17 protein-coding genes, 1 tRNA gene and 4 pseudogenes are annotated in these 22,894 nt (G+C 70.1%); 12 read left to right on the top strand and 10 right to left on the bottom strand.

Features of this window, described 5'->3' with window-relative positions; translation table 11 throughout:
- Positions 1–67: 67 nt before the first annotated feature.
- The 6 genes and pseudogenes from MOTC310_RS31690 to MOTC310_RS31715 all read left to right on the top strand — a co-directional run.
- A pseudogene (locus MOTC310_RS31690) lies at positions 68–352 on the top strand (hypothetical protein); the annotation flags it as partial.
- A gap of 588 nt (positions 353–940) precedes the next feature.
- Positions 941–2,414, top strand: a pseudogene (locus MOTC310_RS31695) (DEAD/DEAH box helicase).
- A 163-nt stretch (positions 2,415–2,577) separates the two neighbouring features.
- Positions 2,578–2,997: a hypothetical protein gene (locus MOTC310_RS31700; RefSeq protein WP_331304636.1), complete on the top strand. Its 420-nt coding sequence runs from the start codon at positions 2,578–2,580 to the stop codon at positions 2,995–2,997.
- A gap of 80 nt (positions 2,998–3,077) precedes the next feature.
- Positions 3,078–3,482, top strand: coding sequence for a FixH family protein (locus tag MOTC310_RS31705; RefSeq protein ID WP_331294000.1), 405 nt, complete (start codon positions 3,078–3,080; stop codon positions 3,480–3,482).
- Positions 3,479–4,951: an efflux RND transporter periplasmic adaptor subunit gene (locus MOTC310_RS31710; protein WP_331304637.1), complete on the top strand. Its 1,473-nt coding sequence runs from the start codon at positions 3,479–3,481 to the stop codon at positions 4,949–4,951. The genes MOTC310_RS31705 and MOTC310_RS31710 overlap by 4 nt, the downstream gene beginning before the upstream one ends.
- A pseudogene (locus MOTC310_RS31715) lies at positions 4,948–8,022 on the top strand (efflux RND transporter permease subunit); the annotation flags it as partial. The gene MOTC310_RS31710 and the pseudogene MOTC310_RS31715, both read left to right, overlap by 4 nt.
- Here MOTC310_RS31715 and MOTC310_RS31720 read toward each other — a convergent pair.
- Positions 8,023–8,202, bottom strand: a pseudogene (locus MOTC310_RS31720) (ABC transporter substrate-binding protein); the annotation flags it as partial.
- A gap of 83 nt (positions 8,203–8,285) precedes the next feature.
- Here MOTC310_RS31720 and MOTC310_RS31725 point away from each other — a divergent pair.
- Positions 8,286–8,870 carry a hypothetical protein gene (locus tag MOTC310_RS31725; protein WP_331304638.1) on the top strand — a complete coding sequence of 195 codons (585 nt, stop codon included), beginning with the start codon at positions 8,286–8,288 and terminating at the stop codon, positions 8,868–8,870.
- Positions 8,867–9,277, top strand: coding sequence for a hypothetical protein (locus MOTC310_RS31730; protein WP_331304639.1), 411 nt, complete (start codon positions 8,867–8,869; stop codon positions 9,275–9,277). The genes MOTC310_RS31725 and MOTC310_RS31730 overlap by 4 nt, the downstream gene beginning before the upstream one ends.
- Here the strand turns inward: MOTC310_RS31730 and MOTC310_RS31735 are convergent.
- Together MOTC310_RS31735 and MOTC310_RS31740 are read right to left on the bottom strand one after the other, a co-directional pair.
- A complete protein-coding gene (locus MOTC310_RS31735; protein ID WP_331304640.1) occupies positions 9,274–10,377 on the bottom strand; it encodes an adenylate/guanylate cyclase domain-containing protein in 1,104 nt (367 codons plus the stop codon). The genes MOTC310_RS31730 and MOTC310_RS31735 overlap by 4 nt on opposite strands.
- 248 nt (positions 10,378–10,625) lie before the next feature.
- Positions 10,626–10,701 (bottom strand) — tRNA-Ile (locus tag MOTC310_RS31740).
- A gap of 117 nt (positions 10,702–10,818) precedes the next feature.
- On the opposite strand from MOTC310_RS31740, the gene MOTC310_RS31745 reads away from it, so the two are divergent.
- Both MOTC310_RS31745 and MOTC310_RS31750 read left to right on the top strand, forming a co-directional pair.
- Positions 10,819–12,075, top strand: coding sequence for a DUF4062 domain-containing protein (locus MOTC310_RS31745; protein WP_331304641.1), 1,257 nt, complete (start codon positions 10,819–10,821; stop codon positions 12,073–12,075).
- 31 nt (positions 12,076–12,106) lie between these two features.
- On the top strand, positions 12,107–12,403 hold the full coding sequence (locus tag MOTC310_RS31750; RefSeq protein ID WP_331304642.1) for a hypothetical protein: 297 nt from the start codon (positions 12,107–12,109) through the stop codon (positions 12,401–12,403).
- Between the two features lie 7 nt (positions 12,404–12,410).
- Here MOTC310_RS31750 and MOTC310_RS31755 read toward each other — a convergent pair whose 3' ends face one another.
- Together MOTC310_RS31755 and MOTC310_RS31760 are read right to left on the bottom strand one after the other, a co-directional pair.
- Positions 12,411–13,676 carry a tyrosine-type recombinase/integrase gene (locus MOTC310_RS31755; protein WP_331304643.1) on the bottom strand — a complete coding sequence of 422 codons (1,266 nt, stop codon included), beginning with the start codon at positions 13,674–13,676 and terminating at the stop codon, positions 12,411–12,413.
- 486 nt (positions 13,677–14,162) lie between these two features.
- Positions 14,163–14,912 carry a hypothetical protein gene (locus tag MOTC310_RS31760; RefSeq protein WP_331304644.1) on the bottom strand — a complete coding sequence of 250 codons (750 nt, stop codon included), beginning with the start codon at positions 14,910–14,912 and terminating at the stop codon, positions 14,163–14,165.
- A gap of 157 nt (positions 14,913–15,069) precedes the next feature.
- Between MOTC310_RS31760 and MOTC310_RS31765 the strand changes: the two genes are divergently transcribed.
- Both MOTC310_RS31765 and MOTC310_RS31770 read left to right on the top strand, forming a co-directional pair.
- Positions 15,070–15,843, top strand: a complete 774-nt coding sequence (locus MOTC310_RS31765; RefSeq protein WP_331304645.1) for a hypothetical protein — start codon at positions 15,070–15,072, stop codon at positions 15,841–15,843.
- A gap of 77 nt (positions 15,844–15,920) precedes the next feature.
- Positions 15,921–17,549 carry a hypothetical protein gene (locus MOTC310_RS31770; RefSeq protein WP_331304646.1) on the top strand — a complete coding sequence of 543 codons (1,629 nt, stop codon included), beginning with the start codon at positions 15,921–15,923 and terminating at the stop codon, positions 17,547–17,549.
- A gap of 581 nt (positions 17,550–18,130) precedes the next feature.
- Here the strand turns inward: MOTC310_RS31770 and MOTC310_RS31775 are convergent.
- The 5 genes from MOTC310_RS31775 to MOTC310_RS31795 form a co-directional block, all read right to left on the bottom strand.
- Positions 18,131–18,706 carry an outer membrane protein gene (locus MOTC310_RS31775; RefSeq protein ID WP_331304647.1) on the bottom strand — a complete coding sequence of 192 codons (576 nt, stop codon included), beginning with the start codon at positions 18,704–18,706 and terminating at the stop codon, positions 18,131–18,133.
- A gap of 204 nt (positions 18,707–18,910) precedes the next feature.
- Positions 18,911–19,591, bottom strand: a complete 681-nt coding sequence (locus MOTC310_RS31780) for a hypothetical protein (RefSeq protein WP_331304648.1) — start codon at positions 19,589–19,591, stop codon at positions 18,911–18,913.
- Positions 19,592–19,789: 198 nt separating this feature from the next.
- The gene (locus tag MOTC310_RS31785) at positions 19,790–20,272 is read right to left on the bottom strand and encodes a GNAT family N-acetyltransferase (protein WP_331304649.1); all 483 of its coding nucleotides are present in this window, start codon (positions 20,270–20,272) and stop codon (positions 19,790–19,792) included.
- Positions 20,273–20,447: 175 nt separating this feature from the next.
- Positions 20,448–21,569, bottom strand: coding sequence for a tyrosine-type recombinase/integrase (locus MOTC310_RS31790; protein WP_331304650.1), 1,122 nt, complete (start codon positions 21,567–21,569; stop codon positions 20,448–20,450).
- A 45-nt stretch (positions 21,570–21,614) separates the two neighbouring features.
- Entirely contained in the window at positions 21,615–21,947 is a 333-nt protein-coding gene (locus tag MOTC310_RS31795; protein ID WP_331304651.1) for a hypothetical protein, read from the bottom strand.
- Between the last annotated feature and the right edge of the window lie 947 nt (positions 21,948–22,894).

The raw sequence follows: 22,894 nt of genomic DNA on the forward strand, positions 1-22,894 counted from the left end.
ACACCAATCCTGAAATAATTACCCTTCTCAAGCTTGGGCCACCGGCTCGTCAGTGATTGCCGCGAGGATGGCTTATCCCAGCTCTCTTCGGCCTCTGCGCGGCCGCCGTGACCGGCTACATGGCCGGGCCGATCGGCGCCCCGAGCCCCCCGTCGGCCGTCGGCATCCTGCCCGTCCTGGCGAGCGCGGCCCATCCCCGGACCTGTCCGGCCGCGGGACCGATCCGGAGGACACCCCGGCGCTGGTGGCCGACGCGCCCGCGGTCGCCGGGATCGTGTTCGGCGTCGCCACCATCGCCAACGACAGCTTGCAGGATCTCAAGACCGGGCAGCTCGTCGGCGCGGCGCCCGGGAAGCGGCAGGTCGCGCCGGCCATCGGCGTCGCCTTCGGCCTCGTCATCGTCCCACCGGTGCCGAACACCTCCTCGGGGGGAGATTCGGCTTCGCGGGCGCGCCAGGGGCGGGCCCCGCGCATGGGCACGCTCGCGGCCGCGGGCCTGATCGTCGGCGAGAGCCTGCGGGGCGTCGCCTTCGCGCTGATCGTCTACCTGACCCGCGACACCCCCTGGCGCTTCCGGGCGCGGCGGCGCAGGGACGGGCGCCGATCGCGGGCCTCCCGCTGTTTGCCGGCTCGACGGCGGCGCTCGACGGGCGCGCCCGGCTTGTGGCCTGACGGCGCCGCAACCCGGCCCTGCATTGACTTCGCAGCCGCACACCCGCATATCGGCGGCGCAGCGTCAGCGGCCGCCAAGGCCCGCTTGAGGGGGCTGCGTGACGGATCGGGCGCCTCCCGGCGTGATCCGGCCCCCCTCTTCATAACGTGCATGCACCCGGGCCGCCCCATCACGCGGGCTGCCCCCTGCCAACGGACCGGCCCGAACACGGCACCGCTCGCGTCAGACGCGGGGCGCCCGGCCGGCCCTGCTGCATCGGATACATCCTTGACCCAATTCACCGATTTCGGCCTCGCCCAGCCCGTGCTGCGGGCGCTCAGCGAGGCCGGCTACGTCGCGCCGACCCCGATCCAGGCCCAGGCGATCCCGCCGGCCATGGAGGGCCGCGACCTCTGCGGCATCGCCCAGACCGGCACCGGCAAGACCGCGGCCTTCGCGCTGCCGATCCTGCACCGCCTCTCGCTCTCGGACCGCCGCGCCCCGCGCCGCGGCTGCCGGGTGCTGGTGCTCTCGCCGACCCGCGAACTCGCCAACCAGATCGCCGAATCGTTCTCCGATTACGGCCGTCACCTGTCCTACACCACCACGGTCGTGTTCGGCGGCGTCACCATCAGCCGCCAGGAGCGGGCGCTCGCACCGGGCGTCGACATCCTGGTCGCGACCCCGGGCCGGCTGATCGACCTGATCGAGCGCCGGTCCCTGACCCTCGACGGCGTCGAGATCCTCGTCCTCGACGAGGCTGACCAGATGCTCGACCTCGGCTTCATCCACGCGCTCAAGCGCATCGTGAAGATGCTGCCCGCGCAGCGCCAGAGCCTGTTCTTCTCGGCCACCATGCCGAAGAACATCGCGGGCCTCGCGAGCCAGTATCTCACCGACCCGGTCCAGGTCGCGGTGACGCCGGTCGCCACCACGGCCGAGCGGGTCGAGCAGGAGGTGATCTTCGTCCATACCGGCGCCAAGCAGGCGCTGCTGGGGCACATCCTGCGCGATCCGGCGATCGAGCGCGTGCTCGTCTTCACCCGGACGAAGCACGGGGCGGACCGGGTCGTGCGCGGCCTCGACAAGGTCGGCATCGCGGCCGCGGCGATCCACGGCAACAAGAGCCAGCCCCAGCGCGAGCGGGCGCTGGCCGCCTTCAAGGACGGCTCCTGCCGGGTCCTGGTCGCCACCGACATCGCGGCCCGCGGCATCGACGTCGAGGGCGTGAGCCACGTGGTCAATTTCGACCTGCCGAACGTGCCTGAGAGCTACGTTCACCGGATCGGGCGCACCGCCCGCGCCGGCGCCGACGGCCTCGCCATCTCGTTCTGCAACGACGAGGAGAAGGCCTACCTGCGCGACATCGAGCGCGTGACCCGGCAGAAGGTCCCGGTGGCGGGCTTCCCCGAGGGCTTCACCCCGCCGTCCCGCCAGGAGGCGGCCGAGATCGCCCGCGAGGAGGAGCGCCGGCCCGAGCGTCAGCAGCAGCGCCCCGGCGGCGGCCGCCAGGGCCAGCGGCCCCGGCAGCAGCAGGGTCGTCCCCAGCAGGGTCGGCCCGAGGGCGGCCGCGGCTTCGGCGGTCCCGGCCAGGGCNCGCGACGCCCGCGCGGACCGGCCGGCCCGCCCGCAGGGCGAGCGCCCGAACCAGGGTCGCCCGAACCGCGACGGCCGTCCCCAGCGCGCCGATGCCCGCCCGCGCAGCGGCGGCGGCGGCGAGGGTCGCAGCATCGGCTGGCTGGAGCGGGCACCCCGCTCCTGAACGTGACGATCAGGCCGCCCGGGACGGATCCGTCCCGGGCGGCCTCGTCTGCGGACAGCGCGCGGGCGATCTGCGCGACCCGACAGGGTGCGCCGCTCGCCCGCCAATCCAACCGGACCCGCCAGCCCTTCCGCTCGCGCGCGGAATTTGGCATCCTGGGTCCGTGCATCTCTGGTCGGCCCTCCGGCGCCTGTTGCCGCTCCTCGCGGCGATCAGCCTCGCCCTGACGCCGGTGACCGCGCCCGCGGCCACCGCGAACCTGCATGGTCCGATGGCCGGGCCCGTCCACGGCCATGTGGACCATCACCACGCCGCCGCGTCGGAGCCTGCCGCCGTGGAACCCGCCGACACCAGCACGATGGCGGACATGGACGACATGCCGTGCTGTCCGAAGACGGCCAAGCCCGATTGTGCCAAGGGCTGCCCGCTGATGGCGCTCTGCCTGGCGGGCCTGGCCTCGCTCCTTCCCGTCGCGATCGCCCTCCCCGTACCGACCGCGATCGGTCTGAGCACCCGCTGGCCCGAGGCCGCGGCCCTCGCCAGCCGGCCGGGAGCCCCGCTGCCCGAGCCTCCCCGAGCCTGAACCCGATGCCGCCGGCGCGCGCGCCGGCACGGTGACGCGCGCCCGCGCGCACCCTCCATCGCGTTCAGGAGACACAACCCGTGATCAAGCTTCCCTTCGCGCGCGCCGCCGCGGCCGCGCTGCTCGGTGCCGCCCTGTCGGTCCCGGCCCTGCCGGCGCGCGCCGACATCAAGGATTACCGTTTCGAACTCGTGCAGCCGGAGGCCAAGGTCGGCGAGGCGGTCCTCGCCGTCCGGCTCGTCGACCGGCGCACCGGCAAGCCGGTGCCCGACGCCGTGGTCTTCGCCAAGCGCCTCGACATGGCGCCCGACGCCATGGAGGAGATGGCCACCAAGGTCGAGCAGCTCCCCTCCACCGAGCCCGGCATCTACCGGTTCAAGGCCAGGCTCTCGATGCAGGGCCGCTGGCGCCTGTCGCTCGCCGCGAAGGTCCAGGGCGAGTCCGGCACGGTCGACGACCAGCTGATCGTCCAGGCCGCCAAATGAGCCGCACCGCCTGGTTCGCCGGGGCCCTCGCCGCGCTCGCGGCGGGGGGAATCGGCTACGGCGCGGGGCACGGGGGCGATCCCGTGCCGGCGCTGGTCGCGGCCGCCCGGACGCGGTTCGCCGCCTGGTTGCCGAACGGTCCGGCCCCTTCCGTCCCGGCGCCGGTCGCGGCGACCGGGCCGGTCGTCTACTACCAGGATCCCGACGGGAAGCCGGTCTACTCGCTCGCGCCGATGGTGACGGCGGACGGGCGCGAGTTCCGGGCGGTGCGCGCGAGCGAGGACGTCCGCTTCGACCTCCCGGACGACGCCCCCGGCCCTGAGGTGGCCGAGACCGCGGGCCACCGGCCGGATCCTGGCGCGCGCGCGATCCTCTACTACCGCAACCCGATGGGCCTGCCGGACACGTCGCCCGTGCCGAAGAAGGACTCGATGGGGATGGACTACGTCCCCGTCTACGCCGACGCGGATGCGGGCGGCCCGGTCGTGACGGTCCCGTCCGGCCGGATCCAGCGCACCGGCGTGCGGATCGCGACCGCCGAGCGGCGCGTCGTGGCGCAGCCGGTGCGCGTGCCCGGCACCCTGGCCCTCGACGAGCGCCGCGTCACCGTCGTGGCCACCCGCTCGGACGCCTACGTCGACCGCGTCGAGAACGTCACGACCGGGGACCGGGTCCGCCGCGGCCAGCCCCTGGTCCACATCTACGCGCCGGAGATCAACGCGGCCGCGGCCCAGCTCATCGCCAATCCCGGCTTCGACGGGGCGCGGCGGCGCCTGCAGAACCTCAACGTCTCCGAAGCCGTCATCGACGCGATGGAGCGGACCCGCACGGTGCCGATGGCCATCACGTGGTCCTCGCCCCGGGACGGCATCGTCCTGCAGCGCAACGCCGTGGAGGGCATGAAGGCCGCGGCCGGCGACACCCTGTTCCGGATCGCCGACATCGCGGTGCTGTGGGTGCTGGCCGACGTGCCCGAGCGCGACCTCGCCGGGATCCGCGTCGGCCAGATGGCGACCGTGCGCCCGCGCTCGGCGCCCGGCCGGACCGTCACCGGCAGGGTGGCGGTGATCTACCCGCAGGTGAATCCCGAGACCCGCGCCACCCGGGTGCGGATCGAGCTGCCGAACCCGGACGGCACGCTCCTGCCCGACATGTACGCCGACGTCGCGATCGCCACCGGGAGCGCCGAGCCGGTGGTGGCGGTCCCGGACGACGCCGTCCTCGACACGGGCACGCGCCAGGTCGTGCTGCTCGAGCGCGGCGAGGGCCGCTTCGAGCCGCGGGCCGTGACGCTCGGCGCGCGGGGCGAGGGCTTCGCCGAGATCCGCGCCGGTATCGCGGCCGGCGACCGGGTGGTGACGGCGGCGAACTTCCTGATCGACGCCGAGAGCAACCTGAAGGCCGCGCTGCAGGGCCTCGCCCCGCCGCGGGACGATCGGCAGGCGGCCCGTGCGGGAGGCGCGCCGTGATCGCCCGCCTCATCGCCTGGTCGGCCCGCAACCTGGTCCTGGTGCTGGTCGGGACCGCGCTGGCGGTCGGCGCCGGCCTCCTGGCGCTCCGGACGCTGCCGCTCGACGCCATCCCCGACCTCTCGGACGTGCAGGCCATCGTCTACACCGAGTATCCCGGCCAGGCGCCGCAGGTGGTCGAGGACCAGGTCACCTACCCGCTCACCACCGCCATGCTGACGGTGCCGCGGGCCAAGGTGGTGCGGGGCTTCTCGTTCTTCGGCGTCTCCTTCGTCTACGTGATCTTCGAGGACGGCACCGACCCGTACTGGGGCCGCTCGCGGGTGCTGGAATATCTCAACGGCGCGGCGCGGCGCCTGCCGCAAGGCGTGACGCCGACGCTGGGGCCGGACGCGACCGGCGTCGGCTGGGTCTACCAGTACGTCGTGGTCGCGCGGGAGCGGACGCTGGCGGAACTCCGCGCGCTGCAGGACTGGGTGATCCGCTTCGCGGCCTCGCGCGCCGAGGGCGTGGCGGAGGTCGCGGGCGTCGGCGGCTTCGTGAAGCAGTACAACGTCGTCGTCGACCCGAACCGGCTGCGTGCCCAGGGCATCACCCTCGCGGCGCTCCGGGACGCGGTCCGGGCGAGCAACGCCGATGTCGGCGGCCGCACGGTCGAGCTCTCCGAGTTCGAGTTCATGGTGCGGGGCCGCGGCTACCTGCGCGGCGTCGCCGACATCGAGAACATCGTCCTGAAGAGTGCGGGCGGCACGCCGCTGCGGGTGCGGGACGTCGCCCGCGTCGAGCTCGGGCCCGACGAGCGGCGGGGCATCACCGAGATGAACGGCGACGGCGAGGTCGCCGGCGGCATCGTGATCCAGCGCTACGGCGCCGACGCCCTGTCGGTCATCGAGAGCGTGAAAGCGAAGCTCGCCGCGATCGCCCGGAGCCTGCCGGCCGGCACCGAGATCCTGCCGGTCTACGACCGCTCCCGGCTGATCGAGGCCGCGATCGACACGCTCCGGCACACCCTGGTCGAGGAGAGCCTCGTCGTCTCCCTGGTCTGCGTGGTGTTCCTGCTGCACGTGCGCAGCGCCCTCGTCGCCATCCTGATGCTGCCGGTGGGGATCCTGATGGCGCTGGCGGGCATGAAGGCCCTGGGGCTCGGCGCCAACATCATGAGTCTCGGCGGCATCGCCATCGCGGTCGGCGCCATGATCGACGCCGCGATCGTGATGATCGAGAACGCCCACAAGCACCTGGAGCGGGCGCCCCCCGGCAGCGACCGGGTCGCGATCCTGGTCGCGGCGACCGCCGAGGTCGGGCCGTCCCTGTTCTTCTCGCTCCTGGTGATCACGGTCAGCTTCCTGCCGATCTTCACCCTGGAGAGCCAGGAGGGCCGCCTGTTCGGGCCGCTCGCCTACACCAAGACCTTCGCGATGGCGGCCGCCGCCCTGCTGTCGGTGACGCTGGTGCCGGCCCTGATGGTGCTGTGCGTGCGCGGACGGATCGTCCCCGAGCACCGCAACCCGCTGAACCGGCTCCTCGTCGCCGCCTACCGGCCGGTGATCGCCGCCGTGCTGCGGGCCCGGGTGCCGACGATCCTGCTCGCCGCCGGCCTCCTGGCGGCGACGGCGTGGCCGGCCCGGCAGCTCGGCTCGGAATTCATGCCGGACCTCGACGAGGGCACCCTGCTCTACATGCCGACGACCCTGCCGGGGATCTCGGTGACCAAGGCCGGCGAGCTGCTCGCCACCCAGGACCGGATCATCAGGAGCTTCCCGGAGGTGGCCTCCGTCTACGGCAAGGCCGGCCGGGCGGCCACGGCGACCGACCCGGCGCCGATGGAGATGTTCGAGACCGTCATCGCCCTGAAGCCGAAGCCGGAGTGGCGGCCGGGCGTCACGCTCGCGGGCCTCAAGGCCGAGATGGACGCGGCCCTGCAATTTCCCGGCGTGTCGAATGCCTGGACGCAGCCGATCCGCGCCCGCATCGACATGCTGGCGACCGGCATCCGCACGCCGGTGGGGGTGAAGGTTCTGGGTACCGACCTCACCGCGATGGAGGCGGTGGCCCGGCAGGTCGAGTCCGCGCTCCGGACCGTTCCGGGCACGTCGAGCGCCTACGCCGAGCGGGTGATCGGCGGCTACTTCCTCGACATCACCCCGGACCGGGAGGCGCTCGGGCGCTACGGCCTCCGGGTCGGGGACGTCCAGGACGTGATCGCCACCGCGCTGGGCGGCCAGAGCGTCACCGAGACCGTGGAGGGCCGCGAGCGCTACACGGTCAACGTCCGCTACCCGCGGGCCTTCCGCTCGGACCCGGCCGCCATCGCCGACACGGTGCAGGTGCCGCTGCCGGCGGGCGGGACCGTGCCCCTGCGCGAGGTCGCGACCGTGGCGCTGACCCGCGGGCCGACGGCGATCCGCACCGAGAACGGCCAGCTCGCGGTCTACATCTACGTCGACATCGCCGGCCGGGACCTCGGCGGCTACGTCGCGGCGGCGCGGCAGGCGGTGGCCGACGCGGTGACGCTGCCGGCCGGCACCACCCTCCAGTGGAGCGGGCAGTACGAATCCTTGGCCCGGGCCGAGGCGCGCCTCGCGGTCGTCGTCCCGCTGACGCTGCTCCTCGTGTTCCTGCTCCTCTACCTGAACTTCCGGCGGCTCACCGAGACGCTCATCGTGATGCTGTCCCTGCCCTTCGCGCTGGTCGGCGGGGTCTGGCTGCTCTGGTGGATGGGCTTCAACCTATCGGTGGCGGTGGCGGTGGGCTTCATCGCCCTGGCCGGCGTCGCCGCCGAGACCGGGGTGATCATGCTGGTCTATCTCGACCACGCCCTCGACGCGGCGCGGGCCGCGTGCGACCGGGCGGGGCGGCCCCTGACCCGCGCGGATCTGCGGGCGGCCATCATGGTCGGCGCGGTCGAGCGGGTGCGGCCCAAGATGATGACGGTCGTGGCGATCATGGCGGGGCTGCTGCCGATCCTCTGGAGCCAGGGCGCCGGCTCGGAGGTCATGCAGCGCATCGCGGTGCCGATGATCGGCGGGATGGTCTCCTCGACCCTCCTGACCCTGATCGTCATCCCGGCGCCCCTGCGCGGTCTGCAGGCCGATCGCGTGGACGTCGACGGCATAGATGAGCAGCGCGGCGAGCTTCTGGCCGCCGTCGGTCAGCCCGAATTCGTGCGCCTGCTTGACCGCGTTGACCGTGTCGCCGCCGGCATTGGCCAGGCCGACCACCTTCGCGCCCGAGGCCTGCGCCTGCAGCAGGNTGGGCCGAGGAGGCGCCCGCCGCCGCCCCGTTCAACGCCGCGGAGGCGGCCGCCATCGCCGGGCCGCTGCGGCAGGATCCGGTGCTGCTGCGCAACTTCGGGGCCTGCCCGGCCGACACGTTCGGGCGGGAGCGCCCGTTCTGGCGGCGGGCCTTCGCGCCCCGGCGGCCGACCGAGCGCCGCTGCGCGCGCGAGCCCGCTTCCTGCTACGCGCTCTGCACGCGGTGGTCGAACGCGCCGGCCTGCTTCGACCTCGCCCTCGCCTTCGAGCACCACTCCCTCGCCGTCGCGGACGTCCTCGACAAGGAGCGCCTCTACGCGCTCGCCTGCGCGGGCGGGTTTCCGGCGGGCTGCACCAACCGGGCGGCCGGGATCCGCAACGGCGGCTACGCGGGGGACCCTTTCCGCGACGCGCCGGGCGCGGACACGGACGCCTGCCTCGCCCGGAGCTTCCGCCTCGATTGCGACCGGCGCGGCGCCTGGGGCTGCGCCATGCTCGGCCAGGCCTACCGTCTGGGCGAGGGCGTCGCCGCCGAGGCGTCCCGGGCCCGGGCGGCGTTGGACATGGCCTGCGCGATCAAGCCGGACTTCGCGGCCTGCGCCTTCGCCAAGCGGCAACGGGCGGAGATGGACGCGCCGCCGGGCAGGGAGGACGACGCGCCGTGAGCGCCGGCGACGCCGTGCCGGGTTCCGACGCCCTGCGGGTCCTCTACGGGCGGGTCGACCCGGTGCCCGAAGGGCCCCCGGCGCCGGGCCGCCGCCGCGCCTGCCTGTGCGTGGAGGTGGGCGAGGCGGACGCGGTCGCCGCCGCGGAGCGCTGGATGCTGGCCCATGCCGGCCAGCTGACCTGCGTGCGCAGCACCGGCTGCGGCTGCTGCGTGATCGGCTGGGACGTCGAGGGTCCGGCGGCGCTGATCGATACCCTGCCGGCGGCGCTCGGGGCGGCCTCCGACTGGTCCGGCCCCGCGACGGCCCCGCGGCGCGCGCCGATCGCGTGGGGCCGGCGCATCTGGGACCGCTGCGTCCGCCGCGGCCGAGACGCGGCCGCGACGCGCCCGGGACGTGGAGCCTAGCGCGGTTCCGCGACGACCTCCGCGCGCTCCAGCGCCAGCGGCGCCGGCCTCCGCTCCGGGATCAGCCGGTCCGGGACCACCGCGCCGCGCTCGAGGGTGGCGACTGCCAGGGGGGCGCCCCGGCCGCGCAGGGCGTGTGTCCCCAGCGAGCGCGCGCGGACGCCGTCGGGCAGTCGGTCCAGCCGGTCGAGGAGATCCTGCGAGATCAGGATGCCGACGCCGAGGGGGCGGCACAGGGCCTCGATCCGCGCGGTGACGTTCACGGCGTCGCCGAAATACGCGATCTTGTGCCGGTCGACCCCGACCTCCGCCGTGACCACCGGGCCGCCGTGCAGCGCCGCCCGCAGCCGCGGGACGGTGCCGAACCGGGCTTTCCAGGCCGCCGCGTCCGCCTCGATCCGGTCGAGCACCTCGAACAGGCAGGTGACGCAGCGCGCCTCCTTGAGGCCGCGCTTCATCGGCCACGTGATCATCGCGAGGTCGCCGATGAAATCGTCCGTGGAGCCGGCGTTGCGCCGCACCGGCTCGGCGAGCGTCGCGAAGACGGCGCCGAGATAGTCCTGGGCGCGCAGGTCGCCGTGGGTCTCCGCGAAGGCGGTGGAGCCGACGACGTCGAGGAACAGGAAGATCCGTTCCTCCTGCACCGGCTTGTGGTAGCGGCCGATCATGAAGTTCACGAACACCTCGCCGCCGATCAGGTCGCGCATGCGCATGACGAAGACCAGCAGGGCCGACACGGCCAGCGAGTAGGCGAGGAACCGCGGCGTGATCCGCACCGCCGTGGACAGGCTGTCCCCGGTGAGGGCGAAGGCCCAGACGACCAGTCCGCCGAGGGCACAGCCGAGCGTGATCAGCACCGCGTAGAGCAGCTCGGCCGCGAGCATGTAGACCAGCGCCGGCAGGCGTCGCAGCCGCGCCTGGAGGCCCGACAGGGTCAGGCCGGGCACGAAGGCCAGCACCGTCCCGCCCACCGCCAGGGCGTAGACGAGGCCGGCGAGCATCGAGGCCCCGCCGACGAAGAGCAGGTTGTAGAGGAGGCCCGCCCCGCCGCAGGCGAGGAGGAGGGTCAGGGCCCAGAGCCAGCGGTACTGTGGGAGCATGGGCGGTCGGCGCAAGAGAGCGTGGCGGCGGGCACGGTTGGACCTGCGCGATGGCAGGGGCCGAGAGGGCGGAGGCGCGCCGCGACGGGTGAGTCGGGCCGGTGCCCGCAGACTGGCCGCCCAACCGTGACCGATCCGGAACGATTCGCACCGTCCACAGGACGTCGTCGGGCGGTGTCGCCGCGATGCCACAGCGGGTGGCTCGGCGGCCGCGCCGCCCCGTGCGGTTCCGCGATCGCCCGGGAAGCTGGTGGGCCCGGCAGGACTCGAACCTGCAACCAGACCGTTATGAGCGGTCGGCTCTAACCGTTGAGCTACAGGCCCCACAGAGCGAAAACGCCTAGGGAAGCGATACCCCAACGCCCCCGTCTCGTCACCCCAGATTCCCCCAGATTCCCTCTCATTCCCGTCCATTCTCGTGCCCTAGAACGGACGAGGAACATGACGCCCGACGACACGTTGGCTGGGCGGGATGCGATGGGCCTGCGCGTCCCCTGGCCGGTAACGTGCCGAGCAATCCGTTACCGAAGCGACGGCCCATACAGCCGGAGGCGAACCTCCGAAGCGCTGCAGGGGGCGTCCGTGAAAGTCTTCATCAGTTCCTTGATCGGGGGCATGGGTCCCATCCGGGCGGCGGCGCGGGCCGCCGTCACCGGCCTCGGTCACGAAGTCATCATGGCCGAGGACTTCGGCGCCCAGCCGACCTCGCCGCAGGTGGCCTGCCTCGAAGGCATCAGGCAGGCCGGCATCGTCGTGCTGATCCTGGGCAAGGACTACGGGGCCAAGCAGTCGTCCGGTCTGTCGGCGACCCACGAGGAATACAGGGAGGCACGCCAGTCCCGTCCCGTGATCGCGTTCGTGCAGGAAGGCGTCGACCGGGACCCCGACGAGGCCGCATTCGTGACCGAGGCCCAGGAATGGGTCGGCGGCCTCTTCCGCGGGGGCTTCACGACGCCCGAGGAGCTGCAGGCCAAGATCGGGCGCGCGATCCACGAGGTCATGCTCTCCCGCGCCGCGGGACCGGTGGACGAGGGCGGTCTCGTCGAGCGGGCTCTCGCGATGCTGCCCCAGGAACGGCGCGGCTACTCGTCGATGGGCCGAAACCTGAACGTCGCCTTCGCCTGCGGACCGACACAGGCGATCCTCCGACCCAGCCGAATCGAGGACCGGGCCCTTCACGAGGAGCTGTCGCAGGCCGCCATGTTCGGCCCGCTGCGCATTTTCGACCGGACCAAGGGCGTGACGGAAGCGGTCGAGGACGGGTCGCTCGTCATCCGCCAGGAGCGCGAGACGTCCTTCACCCTGACACCCCAAGCCGACCTGCTCTTCGCGCTTCCGATCCCGCGGCCCGGCGACATGATGGGTGGCGTGATCGAGGAAGACATCGCTGACCTGCTGCGCCAGGCGCTGCGGTTCGCCGTGTCCGTGCTCGACAAGGTGGACCCGACCCAGAGGATCACCCACGTCGTGCCGGTCGCATCCATCGGCGATGCGCAGATGCTCGCTTGGCAGACCCGTGCGGAGGCCGCTCGCAATCGCGGCGGAGGCATGAGCTTCTCCATGGGACGGGACGACCACGAGCCTGTGCGGCTGACACCGGCGCTGCGCACGCGGCCGGCCCTTACCCACGACGCATCCGACCTCGTGGAGGATCTCGTGACGCTCCTGCGCCGGGAATATCGCGCGAACTCGAACTAGCCGGCGCGTGCCGGAACCGGAGGCGACGACCATGCACATCAGCACGGCGGCCGATGCGCTCGGTCAGGCCCGCTGCCTTGAGGTCCGCTACGACGGGTACGCACGCGTCGTCGAGGTCCATGCCTGTGGCTACACGCGCGAGGGACATGCCGTCATGCGGGTTTGGCAGGTCAGCGGTGGCGGCGTCAGCGGCGAGCGCTCGGGATGGAAGCTCCTGCGCCTCGACGAGGCGCGGGCGCTTTCGATCCTGCCGGAACGGTCCCGGGCGCCTCGGAACGGTTACCGCCGCGGAGACTCGGCCATGGCACGCCTCGTCGCTCAGGTTTAGCGGACAATCAGGCCGCCCTGGCCTTGTGCACGTTGCCGGCGCCGAAGACCGCCGCGACCGGGAACTCTATGACGTTCGGGGCCTGCTTGCCGTCGAGGCGTGCGCGCACCTCGGCCTGGAACGCCGGGTGGTAGTGGCCGTAGCGCTCTTCCAGCATCTTCTCGCTCATGCCGAGGTACCAGGCGGCCTCGCGGATCTGGCAGCCCAGGAGCATCAGCCAGGTCGCCGTCGTGTGCCGAAGGATGTGCGGCGTGACGCCGGCTTCGAGTGCCGCTTCCCGGACCGCGCGGCCGAACGCCTTGCTGACCTCCTTCACCGGCTTGCCGTCGTGCTGGACCAGGAAGTCGTCGGTCCCGAGCCGATGCCACCGCCGCATGTGGGCGAGAAGCCGTTCCGGGATCGGGATCGTCGGCCGCAGCTTGTTCGCGCTCTCGGTCTCGTCCTCCGGCAGGCGGTGCATCAGGCCGGTCGACAGATCGATGTGCGCCCGACCGGGACCGCGCTGGAACGAAGCCGAGACGACGACCCCGGAACGCGAGCCGGTGTACAGCGCGATGAGCAAGAAGCGGGACAGGTGCCGCCAGATGCGCTTGCGGGTCGCCACGGCCTCGCCCTTCATCGGCCCGCGGGCATGGACCTGGATCTCGCGCCGCCGCCACATGGCGAGCAGTAGCTTGGCGGCCTCGCTGCGGCGCAGCCACCGTTCGCGCTTCTTGCCTCGCGGAGGCAGCCAGACCTTGATGATCTCGCGGTGGTGACCTTCGCCATGGTGGTGCCCGATGGCCGCGGCCAAGTCCTCAAGCTCGCGCCTGACGCCCGCGGGGGTCATCATCCTCGGCGGGTTGCCGGTCTTCCTGGGCTTGGCCGACTTCCAGGGCTGCTTCTCGCGGTGCTTCAGGTAGTCCCGGCAGGCGCGCCCCGTGACCTCGGCGAGGGTCTTGCCGGCCCACCACTGGGACAGCTGCTGGATGCGCTGCGCCGACTTCTCCGGCCGCTTGAGGCCCGGGACGATGTCCGTCGCGTAGATCGCGAGGACGTCGGTGACGAGGATGTTCTCTAGCGCTTGGTTGAGCCGGCGGGCCGGGTTGTGCTTGACGATGAGCCGCTCGCCTTGGGCTTGCTCAGCCCTTGCACGATCCTCTGCAGGGAATCGAGCGATAACTTCGCCGTCGTCGATAAGCTCGATGACGGCGCGCTTACGGACCTTGCCTGTCTTTCTGTCGATGATTGCGGGTCTGTCATAGAGATAGACCCCCTTGCTCTTTCGCGACATCCTTCCCTCCACTCCAAGACCCATGCACGCGTCGTGTAAATTTTTCGACCGTTGCTATGTATCTCGGTGCGGAGCTCGCCCCGCTCGGCTGCGCCGCGAAGTTGCTTGGGCGTGAAGACGTCCTGGAGCTCGGGCAGGTATTGCGCGAAATCCAGGGAAATCAGGCGGTCCGGCGCGACCTGTTCGGCATCCATCCACGGCGACGCGAGGATCTCCGCCTCGTAGTGAATGAATTCGGTGTCCCAGACGCTGTAGAACCGCATGACCGCACGGAAGCCTGGAAGGTGAACATAGTCAACGAGGATCCAACGGCAGGCTCAGCGAACCCTTAAGGGGCTGGGGATCCCGGGGACGAAGCCGGACGGGGCGCGGTCGCCCGCTGCCGCGAGAGCCTGGGCGCTGTTGACCGGGTTCGGACTGTGAGTGCCGGGTACGGCGCCGCGCCTTCGGTAACGAGGCCATGAACGCATTACCGCCCACGGGCGGTCATACGCTTCCTTCAAGCCTGCGCTTGGAGGCACGACCCCGCTCGATCAGGTCGAAACGACCGTCGCCCAGGGGCATGATGTACTTGTTGTGCTCGTTGCGGACCGTCAGCTTCCCGGCGATCACCCCGGGGGTGATCCTCTCGAAGTTCCGCATGGCGAACTCCCGCGTGTCGTCCGTGACGGCCGCGTCGAGCTCCTCCGCGGTGAGCGGACCCCGCTTGCGTATCCTGGCCGCGAACTCGCGCATGAGCTGGTCCCAGAAGTGCAGCGAGGTGGAGGCCACGATCCCCGACTTGCGGCCCCCTGGCCGGCCCTTGGCCAAAGTCGCCACGGTCGAGGCCACCGCCGCGATGTCGGCCCGCAAGGCGGCGTTCTCGGCGGCGAGCGCCGCGGCCGTTCCCTCAATGCGGCTTACGAGGACATCGACCTGCGAGGGCGTGGCTGCCTCCTCCTCGTTGGCCGGCCAGGTGTCAGTCGGCTTGCCAGACCGGGCGAGCGCGAGGAACCGCGCGAGAGCTCTTTCCGTGCCCTCGTCGAGAGCGAGTGCGGCGAGGTGCGGCCGATATCGCCGCCGACGTTTCCAATCGTCGAACGGACCCTGCAGGTCCCGCCGGGAATGCCCGGCGGTCCGGCCTGCCGTCAGGCGGCTGCGCTCACGGAACGCCTCCTCCAGGCTGGGATAAGTCACCTGCACACCGGCCTCGACCAGACCGTCGGCGAGTTCATCGAGAAGTTTCTGATCGACCATGCGGTACGGCCCGGGTGAGCCGTGACCGTGGACGTCAAGCGTGAACAAGCCGTCAGCACGCTGTACTCGGGGGGAGCCCGGCCCCCTGCCGCGTCGGCTGGTGCCTTTCGCGGCCGCCGTCGATCATCCCCCCGGATGCCACCGGAGGATTCGGATTATGGCCGCCTCGATCCCGTACACCGAACTCTCGCTACCCCCCGACGCCCTTGTCCACCGTCGTCCCCGAAACCGTGACGACTTTCCTCGGGACCCGGAGAACCCTGAGCGCATCGCGCGATTTGCTCCGCGACCCTCGGTCCCCATGAGCCCCGCGCTGGGGATGGCAACGGATGTCCGGCTCCTCAGCGCCTTGGCGGCGAGCGGGGCCGGTTGGGTCAACCGGGACGGGCGCGTCATCGTGAAGGGTACGACCTGGCAGAGCGAGGCCTTGTGGGCCCTGCCGGAGACGGCAGCCCTCGTCGCGGCGCAACTGAGGTTCGGACAGGAGCGGTCTTTCGAATATGCCGACGAATACGCCTATCCGGACGACCATACGGAGGAAGACATCGCGGCCGTCGAACCGGACATGAACGACCTGCTCGACCCGGAATTCGACCGGCGGCTCAACGAGGCCGGCTGGCTGAGGGTGGAACTGTGCCGCGACAGGAACGTCGGGACGATGGGGACCGGGCTCAAGGGGCCGTCGCTGGAGCTCTACGCGGCGCCGCTTGTAGCCATCGCGGACAAGCTGCGCTGCCGCATCCTGTCCGGGACGGTGCAAGGCGAGAACAGGTTGCTGTACGACTCGGCCGAGACCGAGGGGCTGCCCTTTGCCCCGGGAATCGTCGCTTTCCAGCAAGGTCCCGCCGAGGCCCCGATGCCGCGATGGCCCAGGAACGCCGTCCACGAGCGCGACGAGGATTGTGGGGACACAGTCGGTTTCGGTATGTGAGGGCTGTCGTCTTGAGCCTTCCGTAACGTGCGACCGGTCCAATCCGCCGCGAGCGTGCAGGGACCGGGGATCGGACGATGGCAAGGCCAGTGCAGCCGATGGTCCCACCTTTCGTGCGGGATCCGAGGGAGCCGGTCACGGGTGAATGGTTTCCGGCCTCCGGGTTCGAGAGGATCGAGAAGCCGCGCGGCAGGTACCGACCCACCGCCGAGCAAGCTGCCATGCTGAGGCGGGCGGTCGCCTTGACGGTCGAGGCCCGGAAGACGGCCCGTGTCGATGATGACGAGTCCAGGGCACGCGGTGCCGGTCTGCACTCTCTCGCGGCGGACCTGCGGCGGGAAGCCGGGGATTGGGGAAGCTGCGCCGAGAACTTCGTGGCGTTGGCCCGATATCACGTCCGTATCGGTCGCACGGCGGCGGTGGAGGAGTATGTCCGCAAGGCCCTGTTCGTCTCCGAGTTCCTGCCGAGGGACAAAGACAGGGCCAAGGTGCATCTCTCGGCCGCGCTGGCGACCCGGCGGATCGGGAAGCTGGCCGAGGCCAGGATCATCGCATCCAGGGCGAAGACGGTCGTGGGGTTGTGCTGCGACCGCTATCTCGCGGCGAGGATTGGCCGGGCCCATAAAAGCGTGAAGGCCGCGCTGAGGGCCCGGGAAGACGCCGAGAGAGAGGCCCGGAAAGCGGCGCCGATTTCGATGATGGCCGGAACTTCGCTCGACGCCTCACCCCTGCCGGCATCGCCGGATGTCGGCGTCAAGAAATCCTTTGCTTGGGAGCCCGTCCGGACCCCGGTCGAGTTCAGGATCAGGCCCATCGTGACGGGGCGCAGGGTGAGGGCCGGTTCGCTGGGATATGCCGGCCTTCAACACGACACAGGTATCGACCTCTTGATGCAGCGGCCGGGGCCCTCCGGCGAATGCAGGTGTTGGGTCTCCCATCGGGTCGTGGACGGGGTCCACGAGTTTGCGGCGCTTCCAAACTGGTCGGGCCGTGCAATGCAGGCGGCCAAGGCCATGCACGAACTTACCAAAGACATCGCTGGGACTGACGGGCCTTCCACGGTGGTCATGCAAGCCTGTAGCGCCCTTGAGGCGTTCATGAATACGGTGATCCATTTCATCATGCAGGGCGACGAGGAGCGCTGGAAAAAATCACCCGTTAGGAGGCTCATATCCAAGGAGTATAAGGATAAGGCCCGGGTCCCGACATTGAAGGCTTGGGGGATCATCCCGGTGGCGTTGTTCGGGGCCGAGTGGGAGCCGGATGTCCCACCGCAAGAATTCAAGATGCTGTTCGACCTGCGGGACCAACTCCTGCATTTCAAGGGCGACAATGAGGAGGTCGTCGGAGCGGATGGCTATGCAAGCCACCCGATGGCCGGACTGTTCGACGTCGACCGCCTCGCTCCCGGGCCATGGGTCGACAAGGTACTCACGAGGGACCGCGCCGGATGGGCGATCAGCGTGGCGGAGCGCATGATCTGGTCGTTCCGCAAGGCCTGGATAATGGAAGCGGCGCGGTTGCCCGGCAACGAGGCATTCGCCCACGAGGCGGACGACCCGGACGAGACGTTCGATCCCGCGGAGGACGTGCCCGACGACGAAATGCTCCGTGCCCAGAACGAGCGTTTAGCTGAGTTCGTACGGCGTTGCCGTGAGCGAGAGGGTGCCGTGTCTGGGTCGGCTGAGATTCTTCCGGCCGCTTAGGACGCCGTGTTCGCAACGCACTGTTCGCACGCGACGGGCTCGGTACCGCGACCGCAAGTCGGGTCGAGACTGAGCCCGGGTTCCGGCGGCATCCTAGGGACTGTGGTCGGCGCCCGCAGGCGTCCCGGCTGCCGCATCGCTCGTGCCCCCGCCGCGCGGAGTTCCTCCGCAGGTGGACTCCCTCTCAACCTGATGGCAGGGCGCCCCGGCTTAAGTCGGCGGCGGGCGATCCGGCTCAATGCGAGGCCCGTGAAGCAGAGCCGGATACCCTTGAAAAGCCTCCGGATAGGCCCCGGCGCTATGGCAGTTCTTTGCCACTTAGCGTGCCGAACCCTGCAAAACGGGGCCTTTTTGGGCGTTCCGGGGTGGTTTTCGCCCCCTCCCGGAACGCGGTAGTCGCGGTCGATCAAGTGCCACTAATTCGACTTATTCTCTGCGCCTTGATCTACAAAAGCGAAGGGCGCCGCAATTTTTCATGCGGCGCCCTTGTTATTTGATCGGTTATCGGATGATCAGCGCAGGTTAGGCCTCGGTCAGCTTGCTTCTCTCGCGTGACCGAAGCCTAACCAAGGACCAAGGTCCTAGTAGCTGCCGAACTTGTAGTTCAGGCCGGCGCGGACGACGGCGAACTGGGTGTCGTCGGCGCGCTTGTTGCCCACGGCCACGTACGGGGTGTTGGTGGCCGTATCGTACGCGAAGATGGAACCGGCGGACTTGCGGCTGTCACGCTCCAGGTCGACGTACAGGCCCTCGACCTTCACGGTCACGGCGTTCGAGTTGAAGAAGTTCAGGAACGAGCCGGTCGGGATGGCGTACTCGACGCCGCCGCCCACCGCGTAGCCGATGCGGGTGTCGTTGTCGCGGCCGTAGGCGAGCTGGTTGTCCGAGCCGCCGCCGCCGTAGGCGAAGCCACCGGTGCCGTACACCAGGACGCGGTCGAAGGCGTAACCGATGCGGCCGCGGACTGTGCCGAACCAGTCGACGCCGCGGTTGCCGGTCGGGTCGACGAACACGACCGAGCTCGACACGGCGCCGGGGCCGAAGGAATAAAAGCCGCCATCACGGCGACGATTATTTAGATCGGCGTACTGGATGTCGGTCTCGACGCCGAGCACGATGCCCGCGCCCTGGCCGAACTGGACATTGTAACCCAACAATTTATGGCTTTATATCTCTTGGACTTAGCTATGTCATTGCCACATCGAATGGCAAATTGGCCCTCTTTGCCATTCCGGATGCTGCCGATGCGTGCAGTCATAACTTGCGATGACTCGGGGTGCTAGAGTCTGCGGTCCGTGTGTCTATGCAGCCTCTGGTCAAGGAGGGCCGCAAGCTGGGGCAAACAGCGCAGCCGGGGATCATCACGCCCCTCGCCGAGCGCCGTCGAAATGCGGCGTGAAGGATCCTAGCGCCAACTCCCTCTCGCACTGCTCGCGCGTCCACGAAGCGTCGAGGAAGGGGCAGAAGTAGGCGGGCCCCGAATGCTCTCGGTAGGCGTCGTCGAAGAACCCCCTCGCGGCCTCGTGGAATTCCTCCGGCATGAGCAGGAACGCGACGTCCTCCGGCGCGAAGGTGAGGTCTCCGACGTGCCGCCACTCGCGCTCCCACTCGAAGTAATAGGAGCCTCTCCGGCCGGGCAGGTCGACGAACGGGGTCAGGCGCCAGACCGGATCGATTGACGGGTCGTTTGAAGCTCGCGCTCGCCTCATGAGGGCATCGAGCGCCTCCGACTGGGGCGTGCCGTCGTACGCGTACATGATCGGTCCGCCGCCCCTCGCGACGAGGAATTCTTTGGTGAACGCTATCCCGTGCCACGCGGACCGGTCCGGCGGCAGACGCCGTGCGATCACCCTACCGATCAGCTCAACGGGGATTTCCGAGAAGCAGACGCAGTTCTGGCTGGCTGGCTCGGGGGCGACAGCCCTTGCCGCCCCGAATGGGTTTCGGGCCTGGAGGGTGCCGGTTGCAAGGATTGAGATGATGTTGCCGTAGGCTTCGCTTGACGAGTCCCCACGCACGACGTGGACGAGATGTCCCGACATGTCGTGCCATCGTGGCTCGCTGCGTCCCGGCCTGTTGTATCTGTCGCCTGGCATCCTGCTCAGCCCCGCCTCGGTTGTCTCGAATGAGTGGATGCCCGTCCGCCATGAGGCCCTAAGCGAGAGCCGCTCAGCCGGTAACGAGATCTGAGGGACGTTACCTGAGCGGCTGCGCTACAGGCGAAGCCCTGGACGAAGCGCTTAGGCTTCGATCTTCCGGATGTATTGCAGCGCCGGCAGGCCGGTGGGCGCGTCGGTCACTGGGACAGGGTCGGTCGAGATCGCCCGTTCCGAGACGCGGCGGGAGGCGACATTGTCCACGTGGACGATGCCCTCGACATAGAACGCCTTGATGCCGGCGCGTCCGAAGCCGTTGCGCATCTCGGCGATGGCGGCCTTGAGGGTGGAGGTGGCGAGCCCCCGGCGCCGGAACCGCTCCGGCACGGCGCAGCCGAACTGGAAACACGGAAGCCCCTCCACAGGTGGAGCGAGGGCGGCGTTCACGAAGGCCGTAACGGTCGCGCCGTCAAGCCTAACATAGGCAAACCGCTGCACGCCGTTCACGGCGTCGGCGTAGACGTAGAGATCCCTATCAAGCTCACACCGCCGGACGCCGACCTGTCCATTCCTCAGGGCTTGTTCGAACGACACCATCGCGGGCGTCGGATCGGTCATCTCGGGCATGGCCATCTTCGCTGCTGCCTGGCGGACATCCAACAGTGGCATGCACGCCGCTGCCGAACACCGGCCATATGGTTCGCGGTGCGGTGGCACGCCATCCCGGGCGAAGGCGGGTCAAGCGCAAACGAAAAAAGGCCGCCCCCGAAGGGACGGCCTGGCCGATGGATCGGGTGCCGGTTCAGCAACCGTCGTTGCGTCGCCGCCGCTCCTCCAACGCCCGGTCGCGCGCGTCTTCCATCGCTTCCTGGCGTTCCTCGACATCGTCGAGCGTGACGTAGACGTAGAACTTCTCCGTCACACCGACGTTCGCGTGCCCGAGGAACCTGCTGACCCCGGCGAGGTCGTGCGTCTCCCGGTACATCCGCTCGCCGCACGTACGCCGTAGGTCGTGGATGGTCAGACCCTTGACCCCGGCGCGGCGGCACACCTTTTCGAAGAAGTAGGCGTAGCTCTTGTAGGTGACCGGGACCCGGCGGCCGGCGCGTTCCCGGCACTCGTGCGTCGTGGTGAACACGAACTCGTCGTGGTGTCCCCTGACCGATTCGAGCAGGCGCCGGATGTTCTTGGTGATCTTGACCTGATGCCACACCTTTCCCTTGTGCATCAGACTGATGATGCGCGTATCCCAATCCACCTGCGACCAGCGCAGGATGGCATCCTCCCTTCGGACACCGCTCAGTAGCGAGAACTCGATGATCGGAGCCAAGTCGCCCGCGACCTTGAAGATCGCCTCCTCCTCGGCAAAGGACATCGTGCGCGTCCGCCGCTGGATCTTGACGTAGAAACTCGGCCAATCCGGTTCGTCCGGCAGCTTGACCTTCCACTTCTTCTTCGCCCACGTGCTCAGCGACTGGAGCCGGTCGACCACCGCCCTCTGGACGTAGATCGGGGCGACGTGGCCGGCCTTCTGGCGTCCCCACCGGTAATCCAGGCTGCGCTTCGCGACGAGCCTCGTCACCAAATCGTCGTTGATGTCGACGAGGGGCGTGTCCTCGCCGATCTCGTCGACGAGCCAAATGAAGAACGTCTCGACGTCGGCCGCGGCGGCGAGATTGTCGCCCTTCTCCGCCATGAAACGGTTGACCGCCGCGAGGAAGCCGATGTGGCCGCCCGGGTTCTCCGCCTTTTCCTCGGCCTTCTTCACTCGATGGGACTTCCAGCGCTTCGCCCACGCCTCGGCGTCCCGCTTGTTGGCGCAGCCGGTCGACTTGCTCTTGCGCTCGCCGTCGATGCTGATGCGGCAGTGGAAGACGTCCGAGCCCTTCGGCTTGTAGACGCTGATTTCGCTCTTTCGTGCCATGACGTGCTCCGATTCGGTTGGGTGGGCGGGATGCCCGATCAGGGGTCAGCGGGTTTGCCGGGCCTTCCGCGATGCGCGGCGCTCGGCGAAGGTCGGATTTTCGCCGAGCGGCTTCGGACGGGCGTCGCGGGCGTCCTGGAAGGTCGCGACCTTCGCGGCGGACGTCCGGCGCCGGACGAGGAAGCCCTGGAGGTCGGCGTCGAGGATGCGGAGGTCCCTCCGGGCGCTTCCGCGCCCGAGGTCCACGGCGACGAGTGAACCGTCGTCGACGTGGTTCTGGACCTGCCGGATGCTGATGCCGAGCATGTCGGCGATCTCGGCCAGGCTCTTGGCCGATTGCAGCATGTCGACGAGGTCGCCATCCGCGAACGCGGACACGGCTTCCCCTTCACGCCCCGGCGACGGGGCGAGTTGAAACATCATCACGGTCTTGTCCTCGATTGGTCTGCGCCCGGACGGGCGACGAGAATGGGCGCTTGGGTTGGTCCGTGGCCGGCGGCGGGCGTACCCGCCGCCCTCAAGGCATGGCTGGAGAGCGGGCCCGGGCGGCAGCCCGAGCCGTTCACCTCCGGTGACGGTGGGTTGGTCTCAGCGTTTCGGCGCTATCGGCGCGGCCGAAGGCGCAGGGGGCGCCTCCTCCGCCGCCCGGCGGAGAAGGTCGCGCTCCTTCATCGAGACGATCCGGCACAGGTACCGGTCGTCCAGACGGCGGGGCAGGAAGAGGTGCCTCTGGAGGCGCCCCCTGCACGCCCTCAGGAGCAGGTCGAGCATCGGCCCGGGGGGCGAGCCGTCCCTGCCGGCCACCCGGGTTCCCGCGCCGAGGGCGAGGGCCCGGCGCCAGAGCGCGAGGGCGGCCAGATGCTCCGCCCTCGTCGGGGCGTCGGGGGGCGACCTTCCCCGGCTCCTGACGGAGCTTGTGTATCCATTGGCCCCGGTCGCTCCGGAGCCTTGCTGCCGAGTCCTCACTGCGGTAGGCCTTCCTTGTCGCGGCAGCCTCCCTGCATGGAAGCCGCCCGGTTCTGTTCTGGCGCAGCCCCCGAGGGGGCGGACGCCGGCGGATGTCATGGCCTTGCGGCCCGTAAGCCCTCGTCGGGGAGACCCGTCGGGGGCTTTCTCTTGACCCGGGGCGAGGCCCCGGGTGGTCGGGCCGGATGATGTCCCGTCGGCCCTGGCCGGAAGGCTCTGCCGCCCGGCGTGGCATCGTGTTCGCTCAAGTCGTTTCGCGTCTCAAGACACCGCTCGAACCAGCGACTTCAGCGTAAAAAGACGAGTCCCGAGAGTCGCTTGGTAGGTTGGCCGGCCCGGCCGCAGTCTTTTCGCGCAGC

Origin of the sequence: Methylobacterium oryzae, assembly GCF_036441375.1 — a bacterium.
Lineage (GTDB): Bacteria > Pseudomonadota > Alphaproteobacteria > Rhizobiales > Beijerinckiaceae > Methylobacterium > Methylobacterium oryzae_A.

Excerpts from the sequence above, each read along its gene's own strand:
- MOTC310_RS31710 (WP_331304637.1), top strand. The coding sequence starts at position 3,479 with ATGAGCCGCACCGCCTGGTTCGCCGGGGCCCTCGCCGCGCTCGCGGCG.
- MOTC310_RS31735 (WP_331304640.1), bottom strand. The coding sequence starts at position 10,377 with ATGCTCCCACAGTACCGCTGGCTCTGGGCCCTGACCCTCCTCCTCGCC.
- MOTC310_RS31745 (WP_331304641.1), top strand. The coding sequence starts at position 10,819 with ATGACGCCCGACGACACGTTGGCTGGGCGGGATGCGATGGGCCTGCGC.
- MOTC310_RS31750 (WP_331304642.1), top strand. The coding sequence starts at position 12,107 with ATGCACATCAGCACGGCGGCCGATGCGCTCGGTCAGGCCCGCTGCCTT.
- MOTC310_RS31755 (WP_331304643.1), bottom strand. The coding sequence starts at position 13,676 with ATGTCGCGAAAGAGCAAGGGGGTCTATCTCTATGACAGACCCGCAATC.
- MOTC310_RS31760 (WP_331304644.1), bottom strand. The coding sequence starts at position 14,912 with ATGGTCGATCAGAAACTTCTCGATGAACTCGCCGACGGTCTGGTCGAG.
- MOTC310_RS31765 (WP_331304645.1), top strand. The coding sequence starts at position 15,070 with ATGGCCGCCTCGATCCCGTACACCGAACTCTCGCTACCCCCCGACGCC.
- MOTC310_RS31770 (WP_331304646.1), top strand. The coding sequence starts at position 15,921 with ATGGCAAGGCCAGTGCAGCCGATGGTCCCACCTTTCGTGCGGGATCCG.
- MOTC310_RS31780 (WP_331304648.1), bottom strand. The coding sequence starts at position 19,591 with ATGTCGGGACATCTCGTCCACGTCGTGCGTGGGGACTCGTCAAGCGAA.
- MOTC310_RS31785 (WP_331304649.1), bottom strand. The coding sequence starts at position 20,272 with ATGCCCGAGATGACCGATCCGACGCCCGCGATGGTGTCGTTCGAACAA.
- MOTC310_RS31790 (WP_331304650.1), bottom strand. The coding sequence starts at position 21,569 with ATGGCACGAAAGAGCGAAATCAGCGTCTACAAGCCGAAGGGCTCGGAC.